Source organism: Desulfurivibrio modestus, assembly GCF_044068625.1.
Taxonomy (GTDB): domain Bacteria; phylum Desulfobacterota; class Desulfobulbia; order Desulfobulbales; family Desulfurivibrionaceae; genus Desulfurivibrio.
In genome coordinates this window covers 57,234-77,667 of the sequence record NZ_JBIPKH010000007.1, presented here as the reverse complement: position 1 = coordinate 77,667, position 20,434 = coordinate 57,234, and the positions used below count along the sequence as shown (strand labels likewise).

17 protein-coding genes are annotated in these 20,434 nt (G+C 62.6%); 11 read left to right on the top strand and 6 right to left on the bottom strand.

The window, feature by feature from the left end; genetic code table 11:
- Positions 1-32: 32 nt before the first annotated feature.
- Together ACHHRT_RS06260 and ACHHRT_RS06255 are read left to right on the top strand one after the other, a co-directional pair.
- Positions 33-1,370 (top strand): HD domain-containing phosphohydrolase, encoded by a 1,338-nt coding sequence (locus ACHHRT_RS06260; RefSeq protein ID WP_395498831.1) that lies wholly within the window; start codon positions 33-35, stop codon positions 1,368-1,370.
- The gene (locus ACHHRT_RS06255; protein WP_395498829.1) at positions 1,357-3,426 is read left to right on the top strand and encodes an ATP-binding protein; all 2,070 of its coding nucleotides are present in this window, start codon (positions 1,357-1,359) and stop codon (positions 3,424-3,426) included. Before ACHHRT_RS06260 ends, ACHHRT_RS06255 begins: the two co-directional genes overlap by 14 nt.
- Before the next feature lie 10 nt (positions 3,427-3,436).
- Here ACHHRT_RS06255 and ACHHRT_RS06250 read toward each other — a convergent pair whose 3' ends face one another.
- The 3 genes from ACHHRT_RS06250 to ACHHRT_RS06240 all read right to left on the bottom strand — a co-directional run bounded on the left by ACHHRT_RS06250 (position 3,437) and on the right by ACHHRT_RS06240 (position 7,230).
- On the bottom strand, positions 3,437-4,492 hold the full coding sequence (locus tag ACHHRT_RS06250; protein WP_395498827.1) for an HD-GYP domain-containing protein: 1,056 nt from the start codon (positions 4,490-4,492) through the stop codon (positions 3,437-3,439).
- Positions 4,489-6,732, bottom strand: coding sequence for a PAS domain S-box protein (locus ACHHRT_RS06245; protein WP_395498825.1), 2,244 nt, complete (start codon positions 6,730-6,732; stop codon positions 4,489-4,491). Before ACHHRT_RS06245 ends, ACHHRT_RS06250 begins: the two co-directional genes overlap by 4 nt.
- Before the next feature lie 87 nt (positions 6,733-6,819).
- Positions 6,820-7,230 (bottom strand): hypothetical protein, encoded by a 411-nt coding sequence (locus ACHHRT_RS06240; protein WP_395498823.1) that lies wholly within the window; start codon positions 7,228-7,230, stop codon positions 6,820-6,822.
- Positions 7,231-7,713: 483 nt separating this feature from the next.
- On the opposite strand from ACHHRT_RS06240, the gene ACHHRT_RS06235 reads away from it, so the two are divergent.
- The 5 genes from ACHHRT_RS06235 (at position 7,714) to ACHHRT_RS06215 (ending at position 11,500) form a co-directional block, all read left to right on the top strand.
- Positions 7,714-8,673 carry a cytochrome c3 family protein gene (locus ACHHRT_RS06235; protein WP_395498821.1) on the top strand — a complete coding sequence of 320 codons (960 nt, stop codon included), beginning with the start codon at positions 7,714-7,716 and terminating at the stop codon, positions 8,671-8,673.
- Between the two features lie 71 nt (positions 8,674-8,744).
- Entirely contained in the window at positions 8,745-9,245 is a 501-nt protein-coding gene (locus ACHHRT_RS06230) for a HAMP domain-containing protein (RefSeq protein WP_395498819.1), read from the top strand.
- Positions 9,246-9,388: 143 nt separating this feature from the next.
- A complete protein-coding gene (locus ACHHRT_RS06225) occupies positions 9,389-10,279 on the top strand; it encodes a DUF4382 domain-containing protein (RefSeq protein WP_395498817.1) in 891 nt (296 codons plus the stop codon).
- A 23-nt stretch (positions 10,280-10,302) separates the two neighbouring features.
- Positions 10,303-11,037: a DUF3047 domain-containing protein gene (locus ACHHRT_RS06220; protein ID WP_395498815.1), complete on the top strand. Its 735-nt coding sequence runs from the start codon at positions 10,303-10,305 to the stop codon at positions 11,035-11,037.
- A 40-nt stretch (positions 11,038-11,077) separates the two neighbouring features.
- Positions 11,078-11,500 carry a secondary thiamine-phosphate synthase enzyme YjbQ gene (locus ACHHRT_RS06215; RefSeq protein WP_395498813.1) on the top strand — a complete coding sequence of 141 codons (423 nt, stop codon included), beginning with the start codon at positions 11,078-11,080 and terminating at the stop codon, positions 11,498-11,500.
- Positions 11,501-11,512: 12 nt separating this feature from the next.
- Here the strand turns inward: ACHHRT_RS06215 and ACHHRT_RS06210 are convergent, their stop codons facing one another.
- The 3 genes from ACHHRT_RS06210 to ACHHRT_RS06200 form a co-directional block, all read right to left on the bottom strand.
- Positions 11,513-12,238: a type 1 glutamine amidotransferase gene (locus ACHHRT_RS06210; RefSeq protein WP_395498811.1), complete on the bottom strand. Its 726-nt coding sequence runs from the start codon at positions 12,236-12,238 to the stop codon at positions 11,513-11,515.
- 99 nt (positions 12,239-12,337) lie between these two features.
- Positions 12,338-13,645: an ammonium transporter gene (locus tag ACHHRT_RS06205; protein WP_395498809.1), complete on the bottom strand. Its 1,308-nt coding sequence runs from the start codon at positions 13,643-13,645 to the stop codon at positions 12,338-12,340.
- Between the two features lie 48 nt (positions 13,646-13,693).
- Entirely contained in the window at positions 13,694-14,032 is a 339-nt protein-coding gene (locus ACHHRT_RS06200; RefSeq protein ID WP_395498807.1) for a P-II family nitrogen regulator, read from the bottom strand.
- A 252-nt stretch (positions 14,033-14,284) separates the two neighbouring features.
- Here ACHHRT_RS06200 and aat point away from each other — a divergent pair, with 252 nt between their 5' ends.
- From aat to ACHHRT_RS06180, 4 genes are all read left to right on the top strand, one after another.
- Positions 14,285-14,935 (top strand): leucyl/phenylalanyl-tRNA--protein transferase, encoded by a 651-nt coding sequence (aat, locus tag ACHHRT_RS06195; protein WP_395498805.1) that lies wholly within the window; start codon positions 14,285-14,287, stop codon positions 14,933-14,935.
- A gap of 90 nt (positions 14,936-15,025) precedes the next feature.
- Entirely contained in the window at positions 15,026-17,131 is a 2,106-nt protein-coding gene (locus tag ACHHRT_RS06190) for an FAD-binding protein (RefSeq protein WP_395498803.1), read from the top strand.
- Positions 17,128-18,801: an electron transfer flavoprotein-ubiquinone oxidoreductase gene (locus ACHHRT_RS06185; protein ID WP_395498801.1), complete on the top strand. Its 1,674-nt coding sequence runs from the start codon at positions 17,128-17,130 to the stop codon at positions 18,799-18,801. Before ACHHRT_RS06190 ends, ACHHRT_RS06185 begins: the two co-directional genes overlap by 4 nt.
- A gap of 12 nt (positions 18,802-18,813) precedes the next feature.
- On the top strand, positions 18,814-20,433 hold the full coding sequence (locus tag ACHHRT_RS06180; RefSeq protein WP_395498799.1) for a Na/Pi cotransporter family protein: 1,620 nt from the start codon (positions 18,814-18,816) through the stop codon (positions 20,431-20,433).
- Position 20,434 lies beyond the last annotated feature (1 nt).

Genomic DNA, 20,434 nt, shown 5'->3' with positions numbered 1-20,434 from the left:
TTCATCTTTCAGGTCAAAATCGGAAAACCAGCATGCCATCTGAAACAGCTGTCAAGACCCGCGTCGAGCTTTATCCCCTGCTCGCCGGCATCGCCGCCGCCACCGACCTGGTGAGTCCGGTCCTGGTCAACCATCATCGGCGGGTTGCCTTTGTCGCCGCCGCCCTGGGCAGTAACCTGGGTCTGAATCAGGAAGAGTTGCGGCGACTGATTCTGGCCGCCGCCGTCCACGATATCGGGGGGCTGACGGTGGGTACCCGCCTGGAGGCCTTTGAATTTGAAGTGGCAACCCCCGCGCGTCACACCCTGCCGGGGGCTTCGCTGCTGGCGGGATTTGCGCCCTTTGCCGAGCTGGCCCGGATCGTCCGTTTCCATCACCTCTACTGGCAACATGGCCGGGGGGGCGCGGAGGAGGGGGAGGAGGTGCCCCGGCTCAGCCATATCATCCATCTGGCCGACCGGGTCGCGGTACAAATTGATCCGACCCGGGAGATTCTGGCCCAGCAAAGGGAAATTGTTGCCAGGATCAAGGCCGGGTCCGGGGAGATGTTCGCCCCCGACCAGGTTGAGGCCTTCCTGGAGCTGGCCGGGCGGGAAGCTTTCTGGCTTGATTTGACCTCGCCCGGGGTGGGCGCCATTCTGGAACAGCGTTTTCCCCTGGCCGCCTTGGAGTTTGACCGCGGCCAGCTGCTGGCCCTGGCGGAGATGTTCCGGCGCCTGATCGACTTCCGGAGCCGGTTCACCGCCACCCACTCCAGCGGGGTGGCCGCCGTGGCCTCGGCCCTGGCCGCTCGCAGCGGCTTTATGCCAGCTGATCCCGATCGGATCATGATTGCCGGCTGGTTGCATGATATCGGCAAGCTGGTGGTGCCCGCCGAAATCCTGGAAAAACGGCAGGGGCTGGCCAGTGGGGATTTAGCCATTATTTATAAGCATCCCTATTACACCGGGGAGATTCTGCGCCCAATCCCGGGCTTCGAGGATATCGGCCAGTGGGGTTCGCTGCACCACGAACGGTTGGATGGCAGCGGTTATCCCTTTCGCATGAAGGGGGAGGAGATTCCCCAGGGCGCTCGGATTCTGGCGGTGGCCGATACCTTCACCGCCCTGATGGAGGATCGGCCTTATCGTTGCGGTATCAGCGCCGCCGGCACCGAGCGAATCATGCGGGATATGGTGGAGTATCACCGGCTTGACCGGGATTTTGTCGGCCTGGTCCATGAAAATATCAGCGAAATCAACGACCGGCGCCATGAAGCCCAACTGGCCGCCGATCAAGCCCATCTGCGTTTTCTGGAGGAGTGCCGGCTCCTCGCCGGCAGCTCGGAAGTTGGCGACCGTTGTCCGGTGAGCTCCCGTGGCCAAGCGTAACCCCCATCCCCCCTTGGAGCAGAGCTTGCATCTGCTTTGGCGGCACTCACCTGACTCGATGTTCATCGTCCGGGTCCGGGGGGGCCGCTACTGGCTGGCGGCCTACAATCCCGTGCAGCGGCGGGCATTCCCCCCCGGCGTGGACCTGAGCCGCCCCTTTGACGAGCTCCTGCCCCCGGAAATGTATGCGGCCATCCAGGCCCGTTACGCTCGCTGTGTCGCCACCCGGCAACCCATGACCTACGAGGAGCCGGGCTTGGGTGATGATTACTGGTACACCATGCTGGTGCCCCTGGTGGAGGCCGACGGCCGGGTTGAGTATATCGCCGGAGTGGCCCGCAACATTAAGGATCTAAAGCAGACGGAGAGCCGCATGGTTGAGGCCATGGAGCGGGCCGAGTTGCTTAATGAGCAGTATGAGCAGTTGAATCTGGAGCTGGAGCGCAAGGTGCGGGAGCGGACCGCCGAACTGGCGGCGGCCAAGGAGCAGGCGGAAGCGGCCAGCGAGGCCAAAAGCCGTTTTCTGGCCAACATGAGCCATGAGTTGCGCACCCCGCTCAACGCGGTGATCGGCTTAAGCGGCCTGGTGCTGGAGAGCGGTCTTGAAGATCGGCAGCGGGATTATCTGGAGCAGATCCGCGCTTCGGGCGAAACCTTGCTCGCGCTTATCAACGATATTCTTGATTATTCCAAAAGTGAAGCCGGGCGGCTGGCCCTGGAACAAACCCCTTTCGCGCTGGAGGAGGTGCTGGGGCGCAGCTTGGCGCTCTGTCAGCCCGAGGCCTGGCGCAAAGGGCTGGAGCTGATCCTGGATGCCGCTCCGGAGCTGCCCACCTGGCTGACCGGTGACCCTCTGCGGCTGCAGCAGGTCCTGGTCAACCTGCTGGGTAACAGTGTTAAGTTCACCAACCGGGGGCGGGTGGTGCTGGCGGTCAAGCTGCTGGAGAGTACCGCCGCTGAGGTGGTCCTGGGGTTCTCGGTGGCCGATACCGGTATCGGGATTCCGGCGACCCAACAGGAGGAGCTGTTTAACGCCTTTTCCCAGCTGGACGCCTCCATTGCCCGTAGATTCGGTGGCACCGGGCTGGGACTGGCGATCAGCGCCCAGTTGGTTGGGCTGATGGGGGGGCGGATTCAGGTTGAAAGCCGGCTAGGCCACGGAGCCACCTTCAGCTTTGTCTTGCGCTTGCCGGTGAAGGTCAACCCCCGGGAGTGCCCGGAGCCGGCGCCACCGCTCCGGGGAGGGGCGGTGCCTGATCTTTCCGGCTTCCGGCTGCTGCTGGCGGAGGATGATGCCGTCAACCGCCAGGTGGCCCTGGCCTTCTTGGCCAAAACCGGAGCGAAAGTGGATCATGCCGCCGATGGTTATCAGGCCGTGGAGCGGGTACGGAGCCGCCCTTATGATCTGGTGCTGATGGATCTGCGGATGCCCGGCCTGGACGGCCTGGCCGCCACGGCGGCGATCCGCCGGCTCCCGGAGCGCGAAGGGTTGCCGATCATCGCCCTGACCGCCCAGGCCATGGAGGAAGATCGGCTAAAAGGCCTGGCCGTGGGAATGAATGCCCACCTGACCAAACCGCTCAGGGCCGAGAGCCTTTACGCTTTGCTGCAAAGCTGGCTGCTTCCAGACTGGAGGGGAGGTCCGGCACCGGATTATCCCCCCCCGGCGGCGGTGCAAGGGGATCAGCTGCTGCCGGCCCTGCGGGAGTTGGCCCTGGATGTTGACGGCGCCCTGGATGATCTGGATTATAACCGGCCCCTCTATCGCAAACTGGTGCTCAGTTTCGCCCGGGAGTTTGCCCAGGTCGGCGACTGCTTGCGCCGGCTGGCTCGGGCCGGTGATGGTGAGACCCTGCAGATTAAGGTCCACTCCCTGAAGTCCGCCGCGGCCTACATCGGGGCCCGGGATCTCGCCGCGGCCTGTGCCGCTCTGGAGCAGGCTTTGTCCGGCCCCGGCATGGCCGGAGAGGAGCTTGATCGGGTGTGCCGCCTGGTCGAAGGGCTCCTGCCGGCCCTGGGGGCCCTGGTCGGTTCCGATTCCGACGGGGAGGGTTGACCCGGCGAGGCTACGGGGTTTCGTCGGCGAAGGCGCCCATGATCTTTTCCACCTCCGACCGGAGGTCGAGGAAGAGGGGGACCAGGCGGGGATCCAGGGCCTGGCCAGCCTCTTTGCTGATCAGAGCCAGGGCCTCATCCACCGTCCAGGCGCCTTTGTAGGGGCGGGTCGAAGTCAGGGCGTCAAAAATGTCGGCCACCGAGGTGATCCGGCCGGCCAGGGGGATCTCCGCGCCGGCCAGGCCGTAGGGGTAGCCCCGGCCGTTCCATTTTTCATGATGGGTCAAGGCGATGGCTTTGGAGAGCTTGAGCAGTTCGAACTCATGGTCGCCGATGATCTCCGCCCCGATCTGGGGGTGTTTCTTGATGACCTCAAACTCCTCGAAGGTCAGCTTGCCGGGTTTGAGCAGGATCAGGTCGCTGATCCCGATTTTACCCACATCGTGCATCATGGAGGCGTGCATGATCAGGTCGGCCTCGGCCTCGGTCAACCCCGCCCTCCTGGCCAACATCCCGGTGTAGAAGCTCATCCGGATCACGTGCATTCCCGTTTCGTTGTCCCGATACTCGGCGGCTCGGCCCAGGCAGCGGATGATCTCCAGGCGGGTCTGTTGCAGCTCCTCTGACTTGGCCAGCAGATGCCGGGTCTGGTCCTGAACCAGCGACTCCAGGTGGCGGCGGCGGTCATACATCTCCAGGTGGGTCTTGACCCTGGCCAGAACGATGGGGGCGCTGATCGGCTTGGTGATATAGTCGGCGGCCCCCAGGGCAAAGCCCAGGGCTTCGTCCTCCTCCCCGGATCTGGAGGTGACGAAAATGATGGGGATATCCTTGGTTTTTTCATCGGCCTTGAGCCGGCGGCAGACCTCGTAGCCATCCATCTCCGGCATCATCACATCCAGCAGGATCAGGTCGGGCGGGGGAGAGGAGAGGGCGGCTCTGAGGGCCTGCCGGCCGCTGGTGGCTCCTTGTACCCTGTAGAATTCCTCCAGAATTCCCTGCAGGATCATGATGTTGATTTGGGTGTCGTCCACCACCAGAATCGTTTTTGAGGTCTCGTCGTTCATGTTTTCTGCCAGGTCTTTGCGCCGCCATGTTGCCGGCGGTCCAGGATGGGGGTGATGGTCTGGATTACTTCGGCCAGCCCCTGCTCCAGGGCCGTGAGCAGGGATTCCAGGTCGTCGCTCTGGACCCCGCTGATCCGCTGCTCCAGATTTTCGGCCATGGCCGCCAGGGCCTGGGCGCCGATGGTTCCGCTCAAACCCTTCAAGGTGTGGGCCAGAATGGCCGCCTGCCGCTTGTCGCCCGCCGTCAGGGCGGCTCGCAGATCGGTGACCATCTGGCTGTGGTCGCGCTTGAACTCTCGCAACACCAGGTAATAGAGATTGATATTGCCGTTGAGCCTGCGGAGCGCTTCCCGAACCTGGAGGCCGGGCAGTTCGGGCAGCTCCCCCAAATCCGCCGATTGCCGACCGATACCTGCGGTGGTGGGAGCTGGTTCCGGCTGGTGGGGCCGGTGGGCCGGGACGATCCATCTGACCAGGGTGGTCAGCATCTTGTGCGGGTTGATGGGCTTGTCGATATGGTCGTTGATGCCGGCCGCCCGGCACTTTTCCCGGTCGCAGGCCATGGCGTTGGCGGTGATGGCGATGAGCGGCAGGGTTTTGAATCTGGCCTGGGCGCGGATCTTGCCGGCGGTGGTAATCCCGTCCATTACCGGCATCTGCAGATCCAGTAGCACCCCGTCGAACTCCTCATGGTTCAGGCGGGCCAGGGCCTGGGCCCCGTTTTCCACCACGGTGAGGTGGATGCCCAGATCGGCCAGCAACTCCTGGGCCACCTGGCGGTTGACGGCATCGTCTTCGGCCAGCAACAGCCGGGACCCCCTGAGACGATTCTCCCCTTGAGCGGCCGCCGGACCGGGCCGGGAATCGGCCGATTCCGGATCGACCCTGCCCACCTGGATCAGAAAAATAAAAGTTGAACCCACCCCAGGGCTGCTCTCCACCCGGATGGCGCCGCCCATCAATTCCACCAGTTCCCGGCAGATGGCCAAGCCCAGCCCGGTGCCGCCATATTTGCGAGTGGTGGAGGTGTCGGCCTGGCAGAAGGGCTGGAAGACCAGGGCGCACTGTTCCGGGGTCATGCCGATGCCGCTGTCGCGCACGGTGAACCGCAGCAGGAGATCGTGTGCCCTCTCCTCGGCCACTTCCGTTTGCACCGCGATTTCACCCCGGTGGGTGAATTTTACCGCGTTGCTCACCAGGTTGATCAGGACCTGGCTTAAGCGCAGGGGGTCGCCGATTACCCGAGCCGGCACTTCGGGGGCGGTTGCAATGGTGAAGCGCAGCTTCCTGGCCTCGATCTTGGCCTCCACGATGGCGCCAAGCTGTCCCAGTACCTCCGCCGGAGAGAAGGGAACGGCTTCCACTTCCAGCTTGCCGGCCTCGATCTTGGAAAAATCGAGAACGTCGTTGAGCATTCGCAGGAGCGATTGAGCCGAGTCATACACCTTTTGCAGAAAGTCCCGCTGTTTGGCGGTCAGTTCGGTTTTCAGGCAGAGGTGGGTGAGGCCGATGATGGCGTTCATCGGGGTGCGGATCTCATGGGAGATGTTGGCCAGGAAATCCCCCTTGGCCCGATTGGCCTTCTCGGCGGCTTCCCGGGAGGCGATCAGGGCCGCTTCCGTTTCCTTCTGGTCTGAAATGTCCCGACCGATGGCGGTGAAATGTTTCTCGGCGCCGATGGTCATCTCGCTGATGGCCAGCGAGAGCGGAAAGGTGGAGCCATCCCGGCGCCGGCCCGTCACCTCGGCTCGGCCCCCCACAATCTTGGTGTCGCCATCTTCCAGGTGGCGGCGCATATATTGATCATGCCTGGCTTGATGGGGCTCGGGCATCAGCTCTTTGACGTTCCGGCCGACGATTTCGGCGGCCGCGTAGCCGAAAATGTTTTCGGCGGCGTGGTTGAAGGTGAGAATCCGGCCCTGCTGGTCGGTGGTGATGATCCCGTCCGCCGCCGTCTCGACGATGGCCTTGATGCTCGCCGTCTTGTCCTCCAGGGACCGGGCCTGGTCCCGGAGGATTCGTTGGGCCCGGTGAACCACCAGTAACTGGAGAAGGTAGAGGAGCAGAGCGGCGCTGAAGGTGACCGCCGCCACCTTGATGAAGGTCAGCCGCACCCGCTTGAGCAGCGGGGTCACATCCCGGTAGATCTCAAACACCCCGATCACCTTTCCCCGCTCATCGAGCAGTGGGACGTAGGTCGCGATGAAATCGATGGCCATTCGTTCGCCGTCGATGGCCACGAAGCGCTCCCGATGCTTGAGGTCGCTGGCGATCCCGCCGCCAATGGCGGCCAGAAAACCCGGCTTTTCGGAGGCGTCCTCGCCGGTTTAGCCGGTTTCCGAGGAGAAGACCGCTATCCCTCGGCCATCGTAAACCTTGATCTTGAGGACGTCGCTGTCTCGGGTCAGGTTGACCACTTTGGTCAGCAGGTCGGCCTGGGCGTTGGCCGCCCGCAGCTCGGCCGGGTCCCGGCCCGGGGCGGAGGTCAGCGCGGCGGCGATATCGATCCACAGGGCATTGCGCACGATCTTGGTCAGGCTGATATTGCTGCTTTCCGCCTCCCTGATCACGGCATCCCTGGCGAGATGGTGGAAATATCCCCCCAGCACGATCCCGGCCAGCAAAACCAGAACGAAGGAGATCAGTGAAAAATAGCGGGTGAGATTAAACCTGTTGCCGGCCCGGGCCGGGGGGCTGGAGGGGGATATTTGCTGGGCGGTTTGCGGTTGATAACTCATCTTATCGGCTATAGTGGTTGGCACCAGGATTGTCAACTTTAAAAACGGAGGCCAACAGCCGCATAATAGGCTGGGCAGCCCATTGCGCCCTTTCACTCTCTTCGCATATGGGGCACAGAGTAATATCTCTTAACAAGTTGCTTCGGCAAAAGTTTCTTTGGGGGGGGGCGGATTATATTGACAAGCGAAGGGCAATGGATAAAAAACAAATAAAACTTATATTTCTGTCGGGCTGCCATGATTGGACTTTACAGGTTCTCATTTCTGCTTTTTTCGCTAATTATACTGATTACTCCCAGTTCCTGGGGGCAGGCCGCCATTCATCCAGAGGCCGGGGAAACAGATTTCCGGTCGTGTTATCAGTGTCATCGGGCGACCCTGGAGCGGAATGTTCAGAGTCGTTATCTGCATGAACCGTTTACGCGGCAGCGCTGCGGGGTTTGCCACGCGGCCCCGGCAGTGAGTTCAACCGGTGACCCGGGGATGGCAGGAAAATCTGTTGAGCTGGGCAAGATCAACTGGCTGGTTGAAAGTGCCGTGCCCCATACCGAGCATGGTTTCCTCCTGCCGGCCAAACAGGTTGGGGAGAGCCTGGAGGTGGAGTTCCACGGCCCTGGGGGGAACTTTCCACCGCAAACCATCTCCGTGCCGCCGCTGGCCGGCTTGGCTGAGGTTGCAGACCGGGGTCGGCCTCCGGTCATCTCCGACGTGCAATTGCTGGAAGTGCGGCGTGGTATCTTTCTTTCGGCCACCATCGGCTGGCGTACCGACACCCTGGCGGATGCCCGGGTCCGTTACGGTGCCGGGGATCTCACGCAGCTTTCGCCCCCCAGCAGTCGGCTCAGTCAAAACCATCGAGTGGTGCTTTACGATCTGCAGCCGGGAACCTCCTATCGCTTTGCTGTCGAATCGCGCGATCTTTTTGGCCGTACTCAACTCTCCGAAACCCTGAGCTTTTCCACCAAGAAGCCTTTGGCGATCAGTCGGCCGCCGACCGTTGGCCGCCCGGATTCCCCCGTGGCAAAGCCAGCTTTTGCAAGCCGTTTTCAGCGCCTGGGTGAGTACTATCTGGTCCAATTGTCGTTGCCCGATCCGGCGACCGTCTCCCTGGGAGTCCGGGAGTTTGCTCGTGGCGCACTCCCGGCGGTCCTGGGGGGCGGGGAGGATGGGCCGGTTGTGAACCATCACGCCGGGCTCAACGGCAAGCTGGCAACCTCCATGGAGGTGTGTCTGGGTTGTCACTCCAAACAACTGGGCGCCTCCCATCCGGTGAATGTGCTGCCGCCGCCGGGGATGACTGTCCCCCTTGAGTATCCAACCCTGCCCGATGGGCGGATCACCTGCATGTCCTGTCATCAATTTCATGGGTCCGACAACCCTTATCGCCTGATCAAGGCCGTGCAGCGGGAACTGTGCGTCGGCTGCCACCGTAATATGCGCTAACTCCAGCAAGAATGAACGGGAAGGGATCATCAATGACTTATCATAAAAGGAAAAAGCTCAACCTTGCTGTAATGCGCCAATTTCAGCTCTGGCTGCTGGTGCGCATCCTCGGGGTGGTGCTGCTCAGTTCGCTGGTAGCGGCCCTGGTGCTGTTTCTCTATGCCCGCCAGGAGATTTCGGCAAACTTTTATTCAGCCCACATCCAGGTGCGCCGAATCAGCGACTTGCTGCTTCCCGTCATGGCCGCCGGCGCTTTGGTAAGCCTTTTGAGCGGCATGGTTTTGGCTCTGTTTTTGCCCCAGAAGATCGCCGGACCGGTCTATCGAATTCAGCAGGCTTTAAAAACACTGCGGGAGGGCGAGTTTGGTCAGCGGGTGCGGCTGCGGACCGGGGATCCGCTGGGGGATCTGGCGGACTCGGTCAACGAGACCGCCGCCGGGATCGGGAGCCGGATCGAGGAGATCAAGGGTATTCAAAAGGAGCTTGATGGTCTGATCCAGTCCCTTGAACATCGGCGGGCCCAAGAGGTTTCCTCCCGGCAGAACGCGGCCCTGGCCCGCTTGCGGACTTGAAAGGTGCCATTTTTTTTGATCCCCATTGGCCCGTTGACCCTTGCGGTGAAACTCTGTTATAATCAGTAATCCGAGGAGTTGGTAGGCAAAGTTGATTTTTTTTGTCCGGCGCCTTCAGAAAGAGTTCACCAGGGGAGAAAAAGATGAAAATGCTCAACGGGTTAGTGATTGCAGGCTGGTCTGCCGCCCTGCTGGCGGGTTGCAGCGGTGGCTCCGGAGATGTCGCCGTGCCCCAGGGTACATTGTCGTTGAGTGTTACCGACGCGCCGGTGGCTGATGCCACCGAAGTCTGGGTGCAGTTCAGCGGTGTTGAGTTGCAGAGCAGCACCCATGGCCGGCAGTTTTTCGATTTCAGCGAGCAGCCCAAGCGGATTGAGTTGCTGGCCTTGGAGGGAGGCGGCTCGGAGTGGCTGCTCGAAGAGGAACTTCTGCCCGCCGGTAAGTATGAGTGGATCCGGTTAATGGTGGATGCCGAGCCCGGCGTCAGTGACACCTATCTGGTGACCGCCACCGGGGAGCATGAGCTGACCGTGCCCAGCGGCGATCAGACCGGCCTTAAACTTAACCGGGGATTTGTCGTTCCGGCGGGGGGGCGTACCGATTTCACCATCGATTTCGATCTGCGCAAATCGTTGGTGCTGGACGCCCAGGGCTACAAGCTGCGGCCCACCTTGCGCCTGATCGACAACAGTGAGGTGGGGGCGGTGGCCGGCCAGGTTGACGTGGCCGCACTCTGCCCTTCTGAAATCGGGGTGGCGATTTATGTTTTTCCCGACCGTGACACCCAGCCGGAGGATATCAACATCGACCAAAACCAGGGCCCCCTGGTGGCTGCTCCGGTTCGCTTCCAGGAAGATGAGGGCAACTATTGCTATCGGGCCGCCTTTCTGCCCGCCGGGGATTATACCCTGGCGCTGACCTGTCAGGCCGATCAGGATGATCCGGCCAGCGACGAGGATCTGGAGTTTGTGGGGCAGCAGAACGCAGTGGTGGAGGTCGGCCAAACCATCCCGGTCCACTTCCCGCCCGAGTGAGCCGGCAAGCTGGTCGGGGAATCTTGAAAGGCAATATTTTCGGGAAATGGTGGCTGGTGGTTCTGTTTTTCGGAGCCATTTTAGGGTCAGGCTGGCCGGAAGGGGTTTGGGCGGATTCAGGGGTGGCGGTCCGGGTGGATTTTGCCGATCTGGAGGATTGGCGACCGCTGACCTTTCCCAAAATCCCCCGTCATAGCGATTACCGTATCGTTGAGTTGGAGGAGGGGCGCCGGGTGTTGCGGGTTGAGGCGGATAAATCCGCTTCGGGGCTGGTGCACCGGCAAAAATTCGACCCCATGGTTCATAACGTTCTGCGCTGGCGCTGGCGGGTGGAAAATGTTTACCGCCAAGGGGATGCCACCCGTAAGGATGGGGATGACTACCCCCTGCGCGTTTACGTGCTGTTCGCCTACGACCCCCAGCGCGCGAGTTTGGGCATGCGGGCCACCTACCGGATCGCCCGGCTGTTGTATGGTGAATATCCGCCCCATGCCAGCCTGAACTACATTTGGGCCAACCGGGAACAGGAGCGGCGTATCCTGGCCAATCCCTACACCGACCGGGCCGTGATGGTCATAGTTCGTTGGGGTGAAAACGAGTTGGGGCGTTGGCTCACGGAAGAGGTCGATATCCTGGCGGATTATCGGGCGGCTTTCGGCGAAGATCCGCCCCGCGAGGCCAGGCTGGCGATCATGGGCGATGCCGACAACACCGGGGAATCGGCGGTGGCCTACCTTGAGTTCATTGAACTGCGGTGATTGTTCTTACCCCCCCCTTGTCAATCCGGAGGAGGACGCCATGGTCAGGATTGTCAGCAACACCCTGGAGATCAACAGTAATCGCCGGGGACTGTTTGAATTCACCGATCAGGTGCGCGCTTTTGTGGCCGGCAGCGGTCTGCGCCAAGGGCTGTTGACCCTGTTCTGTCTGCACACCTCCGCTTCCCTGCTGATCCAGGAGAACGCCGATCCCGACGTTTGTCACGATCTCAACGCCTTCTTCGCCGAACTTTCCCCCGATGGGCAGCCCGGCTGGCGCCATTGCAGCGAGGGTCCCGATGATATGTCGGCCCATATCCGTTGCGCCCTGACCCAGACCTCCATCGGCATCCCCTTGGTCGAGGGCCGGCTGGCGCTGGGGACCTGGCAGGGGATCTACCTCTGGGAGCATCGCGCCAACCCCCACCGGCGCCGGGTGCTGCTGCATCTGCTGGGGGAGTAGGGGGATGGAATTTTATTTGATTAACAACAGGTAGTTGCTCAGCAGCCGCTGAAAGTCACGGCCGATTTTTTTGGCCTGCTCCCGGGCTGCGGCCAGGATCTCGGCGGGCTTGATCTGCTGGTCGCGGATGGCGCTCAGCCACTCCCGGTCCTGTTCCAGCCAGAGCGCCACGTCGCGGGGATCGGCGGCATGGTTGTCCGACTGCAGCCCCAGCAGATGGGGGCGGTCGATCACCGAGATCGCCTCCACCTGGCAGTGGTCCGAGGTCAGCAGAAGGGTAAGGTTGCGGGGCAGGGGTTCCAGTACCGTGTAGCCGTGCCATTTGTAGAGGGGGATCGGCTGCTTGCAGTCGTCGGCGAACACCGGGTGCTCCCGGCCGGCATGGGTGAGATGGCCGGGGATGAAGCCGATACTGGTGCGGAAATTGCGGCCAATCCGGGCCCCCAGGGCCTCGGCCAGCAGCTGGTGGCCCAGGCAGATCCCCAGGCAGGGCAGATCGGCGGCCACCGCCCGGCGGATCATCGCCTTCTCTTCCCGGAGAAAGGGGTACTGCTCCTCCTGGTCGACATTGGCTCCGCCCCCCAGAATCAGCAGGGCGTCGAACCCCTTAAGGGGGTCGGGGATCGGCTCCTGCCAGACCTTGCAGACCGCCAATTCGATCTTGAGCCGCCGGGCTGAATCGAGCAGGAACTGTCCCGGCCCTTCCCAGGCCCCATGCTGTAACACCAGGAATTTCATGGTATCGGTCTCCTAATGAGATTGGGTGGCAAGCCAGGTAAGGCCAAACCAAGCGGCGGCACGGCAGGGTAAGGGTGCTGCCGTGCCGCCGGTTCTGTTTTAAGAGGAGGGGTTCATCTCGAACCCGGAGTAGGCCTCCATGCCATGTTCGGTGATGTCGAGCCCGCGCCGCTCTTCCTCTTCGCTAACCCGGATCCCCATGGTAACCTTGAGGGTCAGGAAAATCGCCAGGGCGGCGACGAAGGCGGCCACGCCGTAGGCAACCACCCCCAGCAACTGCACCAGCAGGGAGTATTCCGCGGCGAAGATCCCCACCGCCAGGGTGCCCCAGACCCCGCAGGTCAGGTGGACCGAGATGGCGCCCACCGGGTCGTCGAGCTTCAGGCGATCGAGCAGCAGGATCGAGAAAACCACCAGGAGTCCCGCGATCAGGCCGATAATCACCGCGCCGCTCACGCTGACCACATCGGCCCCGGCGGTGATCCCCACCAGGCCGGCCAGGGCGCCGTTAAGGGCCATGGTCAGATCGGGCTTGCCGGTGACCAGCCAGGAAACCAGCATGGCGGCTACGACTCCTGCGGCGGCAGCCAGGGCCGTGGTTACGAAAACATAGGATACCATGGCCGGATCGGCGGAGAGTACCGAGCCGCCGTTGAAGCCGAACCAGCCCAGCCAGAGGAGAAAGACCCCGATGGTGGCCAAAGGCATGTTGTGGCCGGGAATCGGTCGGATGCCGCCGCCGACATATTTGCCCAGCCGCGGGCCCAGCACGATCACCCCGGCTAAAGCCGCCCAGCCGCCCACCGAGTGGACCAGGGTGGAGCCGGCAAAGTCGTAGAAGCCCATGCCGTCGAGCCAGCCCCCGCCCCACTGCCAACTGCCCAGCCAGGGATAGACCAGGGCCACGTAGATGGTGGTGAAGATCAGAAAGCTGTGGAGTTTGATCCGCTCGGCCACCGCGCCGGAAACGATGGTCGCGGCGGTGGCGGCGAACATCGCCTGGAAGATAAAATCGGTCCAGTAGGTGTAAACGCCCACCCCGTCATCAATGATCTTGAGATCTTCCGGTCCCACCCCGATGCCGAAGCCGGCAAAGCCCAGCCAGGCTCCCAGGGCAAAGTCGCCGGGGTACATCAGGTTGAAGCCCACCACCGCGTAGGTCAGCAGACCGATGGCGATGATGGCGGTGTTTTTATAGAGAATGTTGACGGTGTTCTTGGCCCGGGTCATGCCGGCCTCCAGGGAGGCAAAACCCAGGTGCATCAGGAAGACCAGAAAGGTGGCCACCAGCATCCAGGTGTTGTTGGCGGTGTAAAGGGCCTCACCGTCGCCGGCCAGCAGCAGGGACGGCCAGGCGGCCGCCAGGCCCGTCAGGACGCCGATCTTGATTAGTTTGTTGGTTTTCATGACAGTTGCTCTCCTTCGCAGCTTGCTTAAAATTGTTCGTTTCAGGTTTCAGATGGCGTCCTGGTTCAACTCGCCGGTGCGGATCCGGCAAACCTTCTCCACCGGCGAGACAAAGATTTTGCCGTCGCCGATATTGCCGTTGCGGGCCGCTTTAACGATGGTTTCCATCACCTGCTCGGCCCGCTCGCTTTCGACCACGATCTCCACCTTGACCTTGGCTACGAAATCCACTACATACTCGGCCCCCCGGTAAATTTCGGTGTGACCCTTTTGCCGGCCGAACCCCTTGACTTCACTGACCGTCATGCCGTGGACCCCCAGCGCGGTCACGGCTTCCTTGACCGCGTCCAGCTTAAAGGGCTTGATAATTGCTTCGATTTTCTTCATCTTGACTCCTCCTTGCTTTGTCTGTCCGGTTCGCGGGGAACCGGGGTTACCGTCCTGTGCCGGTCAGGTCCATGATCAAAAAGCGTGCCAATGGCCGCGAACAGTCGGGTTTGGCTGGCCAACGCTTTGAAAAGATGAGACAATAAGCGCCGACGACTCCCGAGCCCTTGGTACCTTTTGGGTGGCGGATGCTTGACGATTTTGTAATCGTGCTGAGATTAAAATTGCCACTAATGACATTTTTGTAAAATTATGCCGGTGTTCCAGTTGGACCATAGATTGTTTTTCCCGCCCCCCGACCTGGCCCGGGCCGACGGCCTGCTGGCGGTGGGGGGGGACCTGAAGCCGGAACGCCTGTTGCTGGCCTACCGGTTGGGGATTTTCCCCTGGTACTCGCCGGGGGAGCCCATCCTCTGGTGGGCGCCGGATCCCCGGCTGGTTTTGCTGCCCGAGGAGTTTCATTGCAGCCGCCGCCTGACCCGCAAGCTGCGGCAGGGCTTTTTCAGCTTCAGTATGAACCGGGATTTTGGGGCGGTGATTCGGGCCTGCGCCGAAATTCACCGGCCGGGACAGGAGGGAAGCTGGCTGGATGAGGCGATGGTCGAGGCCTACTGCCGGCTCCATGAACTGGGCCATGCCCATTCGGTGGAGTGTTACCGGGATGATGAGCTGGTGGGTGGTATTTACGGGGTGGCCCTGGGCAAGGTCTTTTTTGGCGAATCGATGTTCAGTCGGGTGCCGGACGCCTCCAAGGCGGCCCTGGCCCACCTGGTGGCCGGGCTCCGGCAGGCCGGTTGCGTGATGATCGACTGCCAGGTGAAGAGCGACCATATGATGCGGCTGGGCGCCCGACTGGTTCCCGGCCGGGTTTTCTCCCGGCAACTGACTTTGGCCCTGGAGTAAAGGTGGGGAAACTCCGTGCGGAATCGGCCAAATTCAAGTATTTTGAAGCCGGTAGTACGTTGAAAATTCTATGCGGGAGCGGCTCGTTCCATGAGTGATTATATCGTTTTGGTCAAACAGGTGCCGGATGTGGCCCGGATCACCGACAACGCTTTTGATCCGGAAACCGGCAATCTGATCCGTGCGCGGTTGGCCAGCGTGATCAATGAACTGGACGCCCAGGCCCTGGCCTTTGCCCGGCGGATGAAGGAGCTGGCCGGCGATGGTCAGGGCCGGATCATCTGCCTCTCCATGGGGCCGCCCATGGCGGCTGAGGTGTTGCGCTACGGCCTGAGTCGGGGCGCGGACTCGGCGGTGCTGCTCACCGACCGGGCCCTGGGGGGAGCCGATACCCCGGCCACCGCCAATCCCCTGGCCCATGCCATTCTGAAGATTCGGGCCGAAATGCTGGCCGGTTCCGACGATTACTACGTGGTTTGCGGGATGCAGTCGGTGGACGGGGATACCGCCCAGGTGCCGCCCCAGATTGCCGAGGAGTTGGGAATATCCTGCATCCCTTACGCCACCGGGGTGGAGTTTCGGGACGGTCGTTTCCGGTTCCGCCAGATAATCTCCGGCGGGGCCCAGGTGGTGGAGGGCCTGCGGCTGCCGGCGGTGATCACCGTGGCCAAATATGAGTACCCCCTCTATCCCTCCTTTGCCGCCACCCGCCGAGCCCATCGTGAAAGCCTGATCAAGTGGGGGGCCGATGACGTCAAGCCCACCGCCATGGGTAATGCCGGTTCCAAAACCAGAGTTATTCGGGTTTTTCCGCCGCCCAAGACCAGCCGTCTGGTCAGGCAGGTGGACACGGTGGCCGAGCTGGCCCGGGTGGTGCGGGATACCTTGAACGAGGGGGGGGGAGAGGGCCCCGCCCGGGATCTCCCCGAGGGCGCCGGGAGTTATCGTCTGCCCGCCCGCCGCTTATCCTGGTTTGAGCGCCCCTTTGAGGGCACCGAAAAAGAGTGTTCCGATTTCAAACAGTTGGCGGAACTGCTGGCGGCCCGGAAGATCAGCGACCCCGGCCAGCTGACCGCCGAGTTGCGGGAGGAGATCCTGGCCGATCCAGCCCTGCAGCTCTCCCCCAAGATCGCCGCCGAGATGCTTGATGGCCTGACCCATACCGCCACCGCCTACCAGGGTGAGGTTTGGGTAATGGCCGAACGGGAGGAGGATGGGGCGCTCAACGCCGCCACCCTGGAGTTGACCGGCAAGGCCCGTGAACTGGCGGACTCCCTGGAGGTGCCGGTGGGGGTGGTGCTGCTGGGCCAGGGGGTGGAACAGCTGGCCCCGGAACTGATCGCCGCCGGGGCCGACCGGGTTTATCTGGCCCAGGATCCGCTGCTGGCAAGCTTCGATCCTTTAAGCTGGCGCAAGGTGGTGGCCGAGCTGTTCAACGCCCACCGCCCCCAGATCTTGCTCTTTGGGGCCACCCCCCAGGGCCGGGTGCTGGCCCCCATGGTGGCCTACCGGGTTGGTTGCGGCCTCACCGCCGATTGTACCGAACTGACCATCCGCGATGTTACCCGGAAAAAGCAGGTGGCGGTGTTGATGCAGACCCGGCCGGCCCTGGGCGGCAACGTGATGGCCACCATCTGCAGTCGCAACTCCAGTTGCCAGATGGCCACCGCCCGGCCCGGGGTGATGCGGCGCCTGCCGCCTGATCCCGCCCGTAAAGGCGAAATTGTTCAGTGGCGGTCCGAGATCAGCGCCGAGGATTTAAGCCTCAGGATCCTGCACCGTGAAGAGGGCGGCGCCAAGGTCGATTTCCACTGTGATGTGATTGTCGGCGGCGGCAAGGGGCTGGGCAGTAAGGACAACTTCGCCCGGCTGCTGGATCAACTGGCGGTGGTGGTGGGGGAGAGCTGCAAGGTCAAGGTGGGCAAGGGCGCCTCCCGGGCGGCGGTGGAGCAGGGCTTTATCGAACGTGCCTTCCAGGTGGGGCAGACCGGCACCGCAGTTGGGCCCAAGCTCTACATCGCCGTCGGGATCTCCGGGGCGATCCAGCATATGATCGGGGTGGCGGGCAGCGGCACCATCGTGGCGATCAACGCCGACCCCCACGCCCCGATCTTCAAGCAGTGTGACTACTACCTGGTGGGTCGGGCCGAACAGGTGCTTCCCGAACTTATCAGTGCCCTTAAGGATGCGGTATGAGCCAGGCAAGCGAGGATTTCAGCAAGGTTGACGTACTGATCGTCGGGGCGGGCCCGGCGGGGCTGGCGGCGGCCATCACCATCAAAAGGCTCAAGCCGGAACTGGCGGTCTGCGTGATCGACAAGGGGGCCGCCCCCGGCAACCACGGCCTTTCCGGGGCGGTGCTGGAGCCGGAATGCCTGGCCCGCCTGCTGGACCCCCTGATCCCTGAGTGGCGGGAAACCCCGGTCGCCCGCGAGGTTTTGCCGGCCCGGGTGAAGAGCGACGATGTGCTGCTGCTCACCGCCCGGGGCTCTCTGCAGTTGCGGCCGCTGCTCAAACTGGCGCGGCTGCTGGGCCTGGGCTACGGCCGTATGATCCATGAGGGGGACTATATCTGTTCGGTCAGCCGCCTGGTTGCCTGGTTGAGTGGGATCGCCACCGGCATCGGAGTGGAGGTGTTGCCCGGTTTTGCCGCCGCCGAGCTGCTTTGGCAGCAGGCGACCGGCCGGGCCGGCGGGGTAAGGCTGGTGGATCAGGGCCGTGATCGGACGGGGGAGCCCCAGGTCAATTTCCTGGCCGGGGAGACCATCAAAGCCGATTTTATTCTGCTGGCCGAGGGTTGCGACGGATTGCTCAGTGAACAATTCATCGCCGCCGCCGGTCTGCGGCGGGCCGGGGAGCAACTCTACTCCCTGGGGGTCAAGGAGCTGATCCGGGTCAGCGACGAGCAGTACCGGCAATTCAGTGACGAGCGGGTGGTCCACGCCATGGGCTACCCCCTCTGGACCCCGGTTGCCGGCCCCGATATTTTCGGGGGCGGTATCATCTACCCCATGGGGGATAATCGGCTGGCGGTGGGGATTATCGCCGGGCTCGACTACTCCTATCACGATTTCAATCCCCAGGACGCCCTGACCCTGTTCAAGGCCCATCCGGCGGTGGCCCGCTATATCGCCGGCGGCACGGTGGTGGAGGCCGGGGCCAAGATGATCCCCGAGGGCGGTCTTTACGCCGTGCCCCGCAGCCCCTATGATGGCGCGATTGGCCGGGGCAACGTGACCCTGCTGGGCGATGCCGCCGGCCTGGTCAACATGCTCAAGATCAAGGGCCTGCATAACGCCATCCACTCGGGAATCGCCGCCGCCGAAGCGGTGGCCGCCGCCCCGGCGGCTCCGGAAAACCTGGCCGTGAATTACACCGCCGGCCTGGAGCGGGCCGGGGTGCTGGCTGAGATGGCGGAAGCCAAAAATTTTCGCCAGAGCATCGCCAGGTTCGGCACCCTGGCCGGGATGGGGCTGGCCCTGCTGGGCCGCCTGCTGCCTCAGTTTAAAGTCGCCCCGGACTATACCCATCTTGCCGGCGGAAGAAGCTATCCCTTGAAGCCCTCCCGGCCCTTTGACAAGGATGCCTTTACCGCCCTGGCCCAGACCGCTCACCGCGAGGAGGAGCCCTGCCATCTGCTGATCGCTGATCCCACCATCTGCCGGGAGCGGTGTCTGGCCACCTACGGGGCGCCCTGCGTCACCTTCTGTCCGGCCGGGGTTTATGAGCGGATCGGAGATCAGCCGCGGCCGGCCAACCCCTCCAACTGCCTGCACTGCAAGACCTGCCAGCGTAAATGCCCCTACGACAATATCCGCTGGACGGTGCCCGAGGCGGGCGGCGGTCCTCGCTATACCACTATGTAAATTCGGTATATTATGACCATTTTCGAGCATTTCGATATTTGGCGGCTGCTGGCCGGCTTGGGGATCTTTCTCTTCGGGATGTTCATGATGGAGGAGTCGATCAAGCTCCTCTCCGGCCGGGCCTTCAAGTCGCTGATTCGGAAATATACCGGCAGCCGGCTGCGGGGGATTCTCTCCGGAGTGGTCAGTACCGCCATTCTGCAAAGCTCCTCGGCGGTGTCCCTGATGGTGCTGGCCTTTGCCGGGGCCGGGCTGATGAGCCTGGCCAACGCGGTGGCGGTGATGATCGGCACCAAGGTGGGCACCACCATGACCGCCTGGATCGTGGCGGTATTCGGCTTCAAATTCCAGATCGAGACCTTTGCCCTGCCGATGATCGGGATCGGCGGCCTGGGGCTGATTCTGCTGGCCGGCTCCCCCCGTTACGTCAATATCAGCAAGCTGCTGGTGGCCTTCGGCTTTCTCTTCCATGGCCTGGATTTCATGAAGAGCAGTGTCGAGGATCTGGCCGCCGTTATCGACATCTCGGCCCTGCCCGATCTCGGCCTTTGGGTTTACGGCCTGGCCGGGTTGCTGCTCACCGCGATCATGCAAAGCTCCTCGGCCACCATCGCCATCACCCTGACCATGCTCTATACCGGGGTGGTGGGTTTCGGCGGGGCCGCCGCCATGGTGATCGGGGCCAACGTCGGCACCACGGTGACGGTGCTGCTCGGCTCCATGGGCGGGATTCCGATCAAGAAGCAGGCGGCCTTCAGCCAGCTTATCTTTACCACCGGCACCGCCGCCGTTACCTTCCTGCTGCTGCCGCTGCTGACCTGGCTGGTCCTGGATCTGTTGGGTTTCGCCGACAATATCGTGCTGGGGCTGGCGCTCTTCCACACCCTGTTCAACGTGTTGGGGGTGGTGATCTTCTATCCCTTGATTCCTGCCCTAACCGCCTTTGTTCGCCGCCGGATTCCCGAACCCCGGCGCCTGCACCTGACCCGCTACATCAGTAACACCAGCCCCGAGGTGGCGGAGGCGGCCATCGAGGCGTTGCGCAAAGAGGCAGTCAATCAGGCTAAATGGAGCATCGATTTCACCCGGATGATCTACGGGGTCGATCCCGCGGGACGAACCCGGGGAGAGGTTACCTACGACGATCTGGAAAATCTCCACGCCGAAATTTTCACCTATTACGCCAGAATTCAGGCCTATAAGGTGGAGGAGGAGGAGGCCAGGCGCCTGGAACCCTATATCCGGGCCTCCCGCAGCATCATGAACGCCGCCAAGAACCTCCATGAACAGAACCGCGAGATCGACGAATATCGCCGCGAGGACAACGAGTTCATGCAGGAGGCCTGGCGTGGTTACCTGGAGAGGCTTAAGAGTATCGGCGAGGTGGTGGATCGGATCGGCGACGAGCCGGATAGCGATCATGCCGGATTACTGCAACAAGCCTTTCTGGCGGTGGAGGAGGCGGACCGGCACTTTATCCGGGCTTGTGCCAAGGCGGTGGCGGCCAAGAGCCTGCGCGAGCACGACGTCACCCGTCTACTGATGAGCAACCGCCTCTTCACCCAGTCCTGCCGGATGCTCATCCTGAGCATGCAAAGCCTGAACCTGCCGGCGGTACCCCGTGATCGCTAGC

Excerpts from the sequence above, each read along its gene's own strand:
- ACHHRT_RS06250 (WP_395498827.1), bottom strand. The coding sequence starts at position 4,492 with ATGAACGACGAGACCTCAAAAACGATTCTGGTGGTGGACGACACCCAA.
- ACHHRT_RS06180 (WP_395498799.1), top strand. The coding sequence starts at position 18,814 with ATGACCATTTTCGAGCATTTCGATATTTGGCGGCTGCTGGCCGGCTTG.
- aat (WP_395498805.1), top strand. The coding sequence starts at position 14,285 with ATGCCGGTGTTCCAGTTGGACCATAGATTGTTTTTCCCGCCCCCCGAC.
- ACHHRT_RS06205 (WP_395498809.1), bottom strand. The coding sequence starts at position 13,645 with ATGAAAACCAACAAACTAATCAAGATCGGCGTCCTGACGGGCCTGGCG.
- ACHHRT_RS06235 (WP_395498821.1), top strand. The coding sequence starts at position 7,714 with ATGGCAGGAAAATCTGTTGAGCTGGGCAAGATCAACTGGCTGGTTGAA.
- ACHHRT_RS06185 (WP_395498801.1), top strand. The coding sequence starts at position 17,128 with ATGAGCCAGGCAAGCGAGGATTTCAGCAAGGTTGACGTACTGATCGTC.
- ACHHRT_RS06200 (WP_395498807.1), bottom strand. The coding sequence starts at position 14,032 with ATGAAGAAAATCGAAGCAATTATCAAGCCCTTTAAGCTGGACGCGGTC.
- ACHHRT_RS06260 (WP_395498831.1), top strand. The coding sequence starts at position 33 with ATGCCATCTGAAACAGCTGTCAAGACCCGCGTCGAGCTTTATCCCCTG.
- ACHHRT_RS06210 (WP_395498811.1), bottom strand. The coding sequence starts at position 12,238 with ATGAAATTCCTGGTGTTACAGCATGGGGCCTGGGAAGGGCCGGGACAG.
- ACHHRT_RS06225 (WP_395498817.1), top strand. The coding sequence starts at position 9,389 with ATGAAAATGCTCAACGGGTTAGTGATTGCAGGCTGGTCTGCCGCCCTG.
- ACHHRT_RS06240 (WP_395498823.1), bottom strand. The coding sequence starts at position 7,230 with ATGAGTTATCAACCGCAAACCGCCCAGCAAATATCCCCCTCCAGCCCC.
- ACHHRT_RS06215 (WP_395498813.1), top strand. The coding sequence starts at position 11,078 with ATGGTCAGGATTGTCAGCAACACCCTGGAGATCAACAGTAATCGCCGG.
- ACHHRT_RS06190 (WP_395498803.1), top strand. The coding sequence starts at position 15,026 with ATGAGTGATTATATCGTTTTGGTCAAACAGGTGCCGGATGTGGCCCGG.
- ACHHRT_RS06230 (WP_395498819.1), top strand. The coding sequence starts at position 8,745 with ATGCGCCAATTTCAGCTCTGGCTGCTGGTGCGCATCCTCGGGGTGGTG.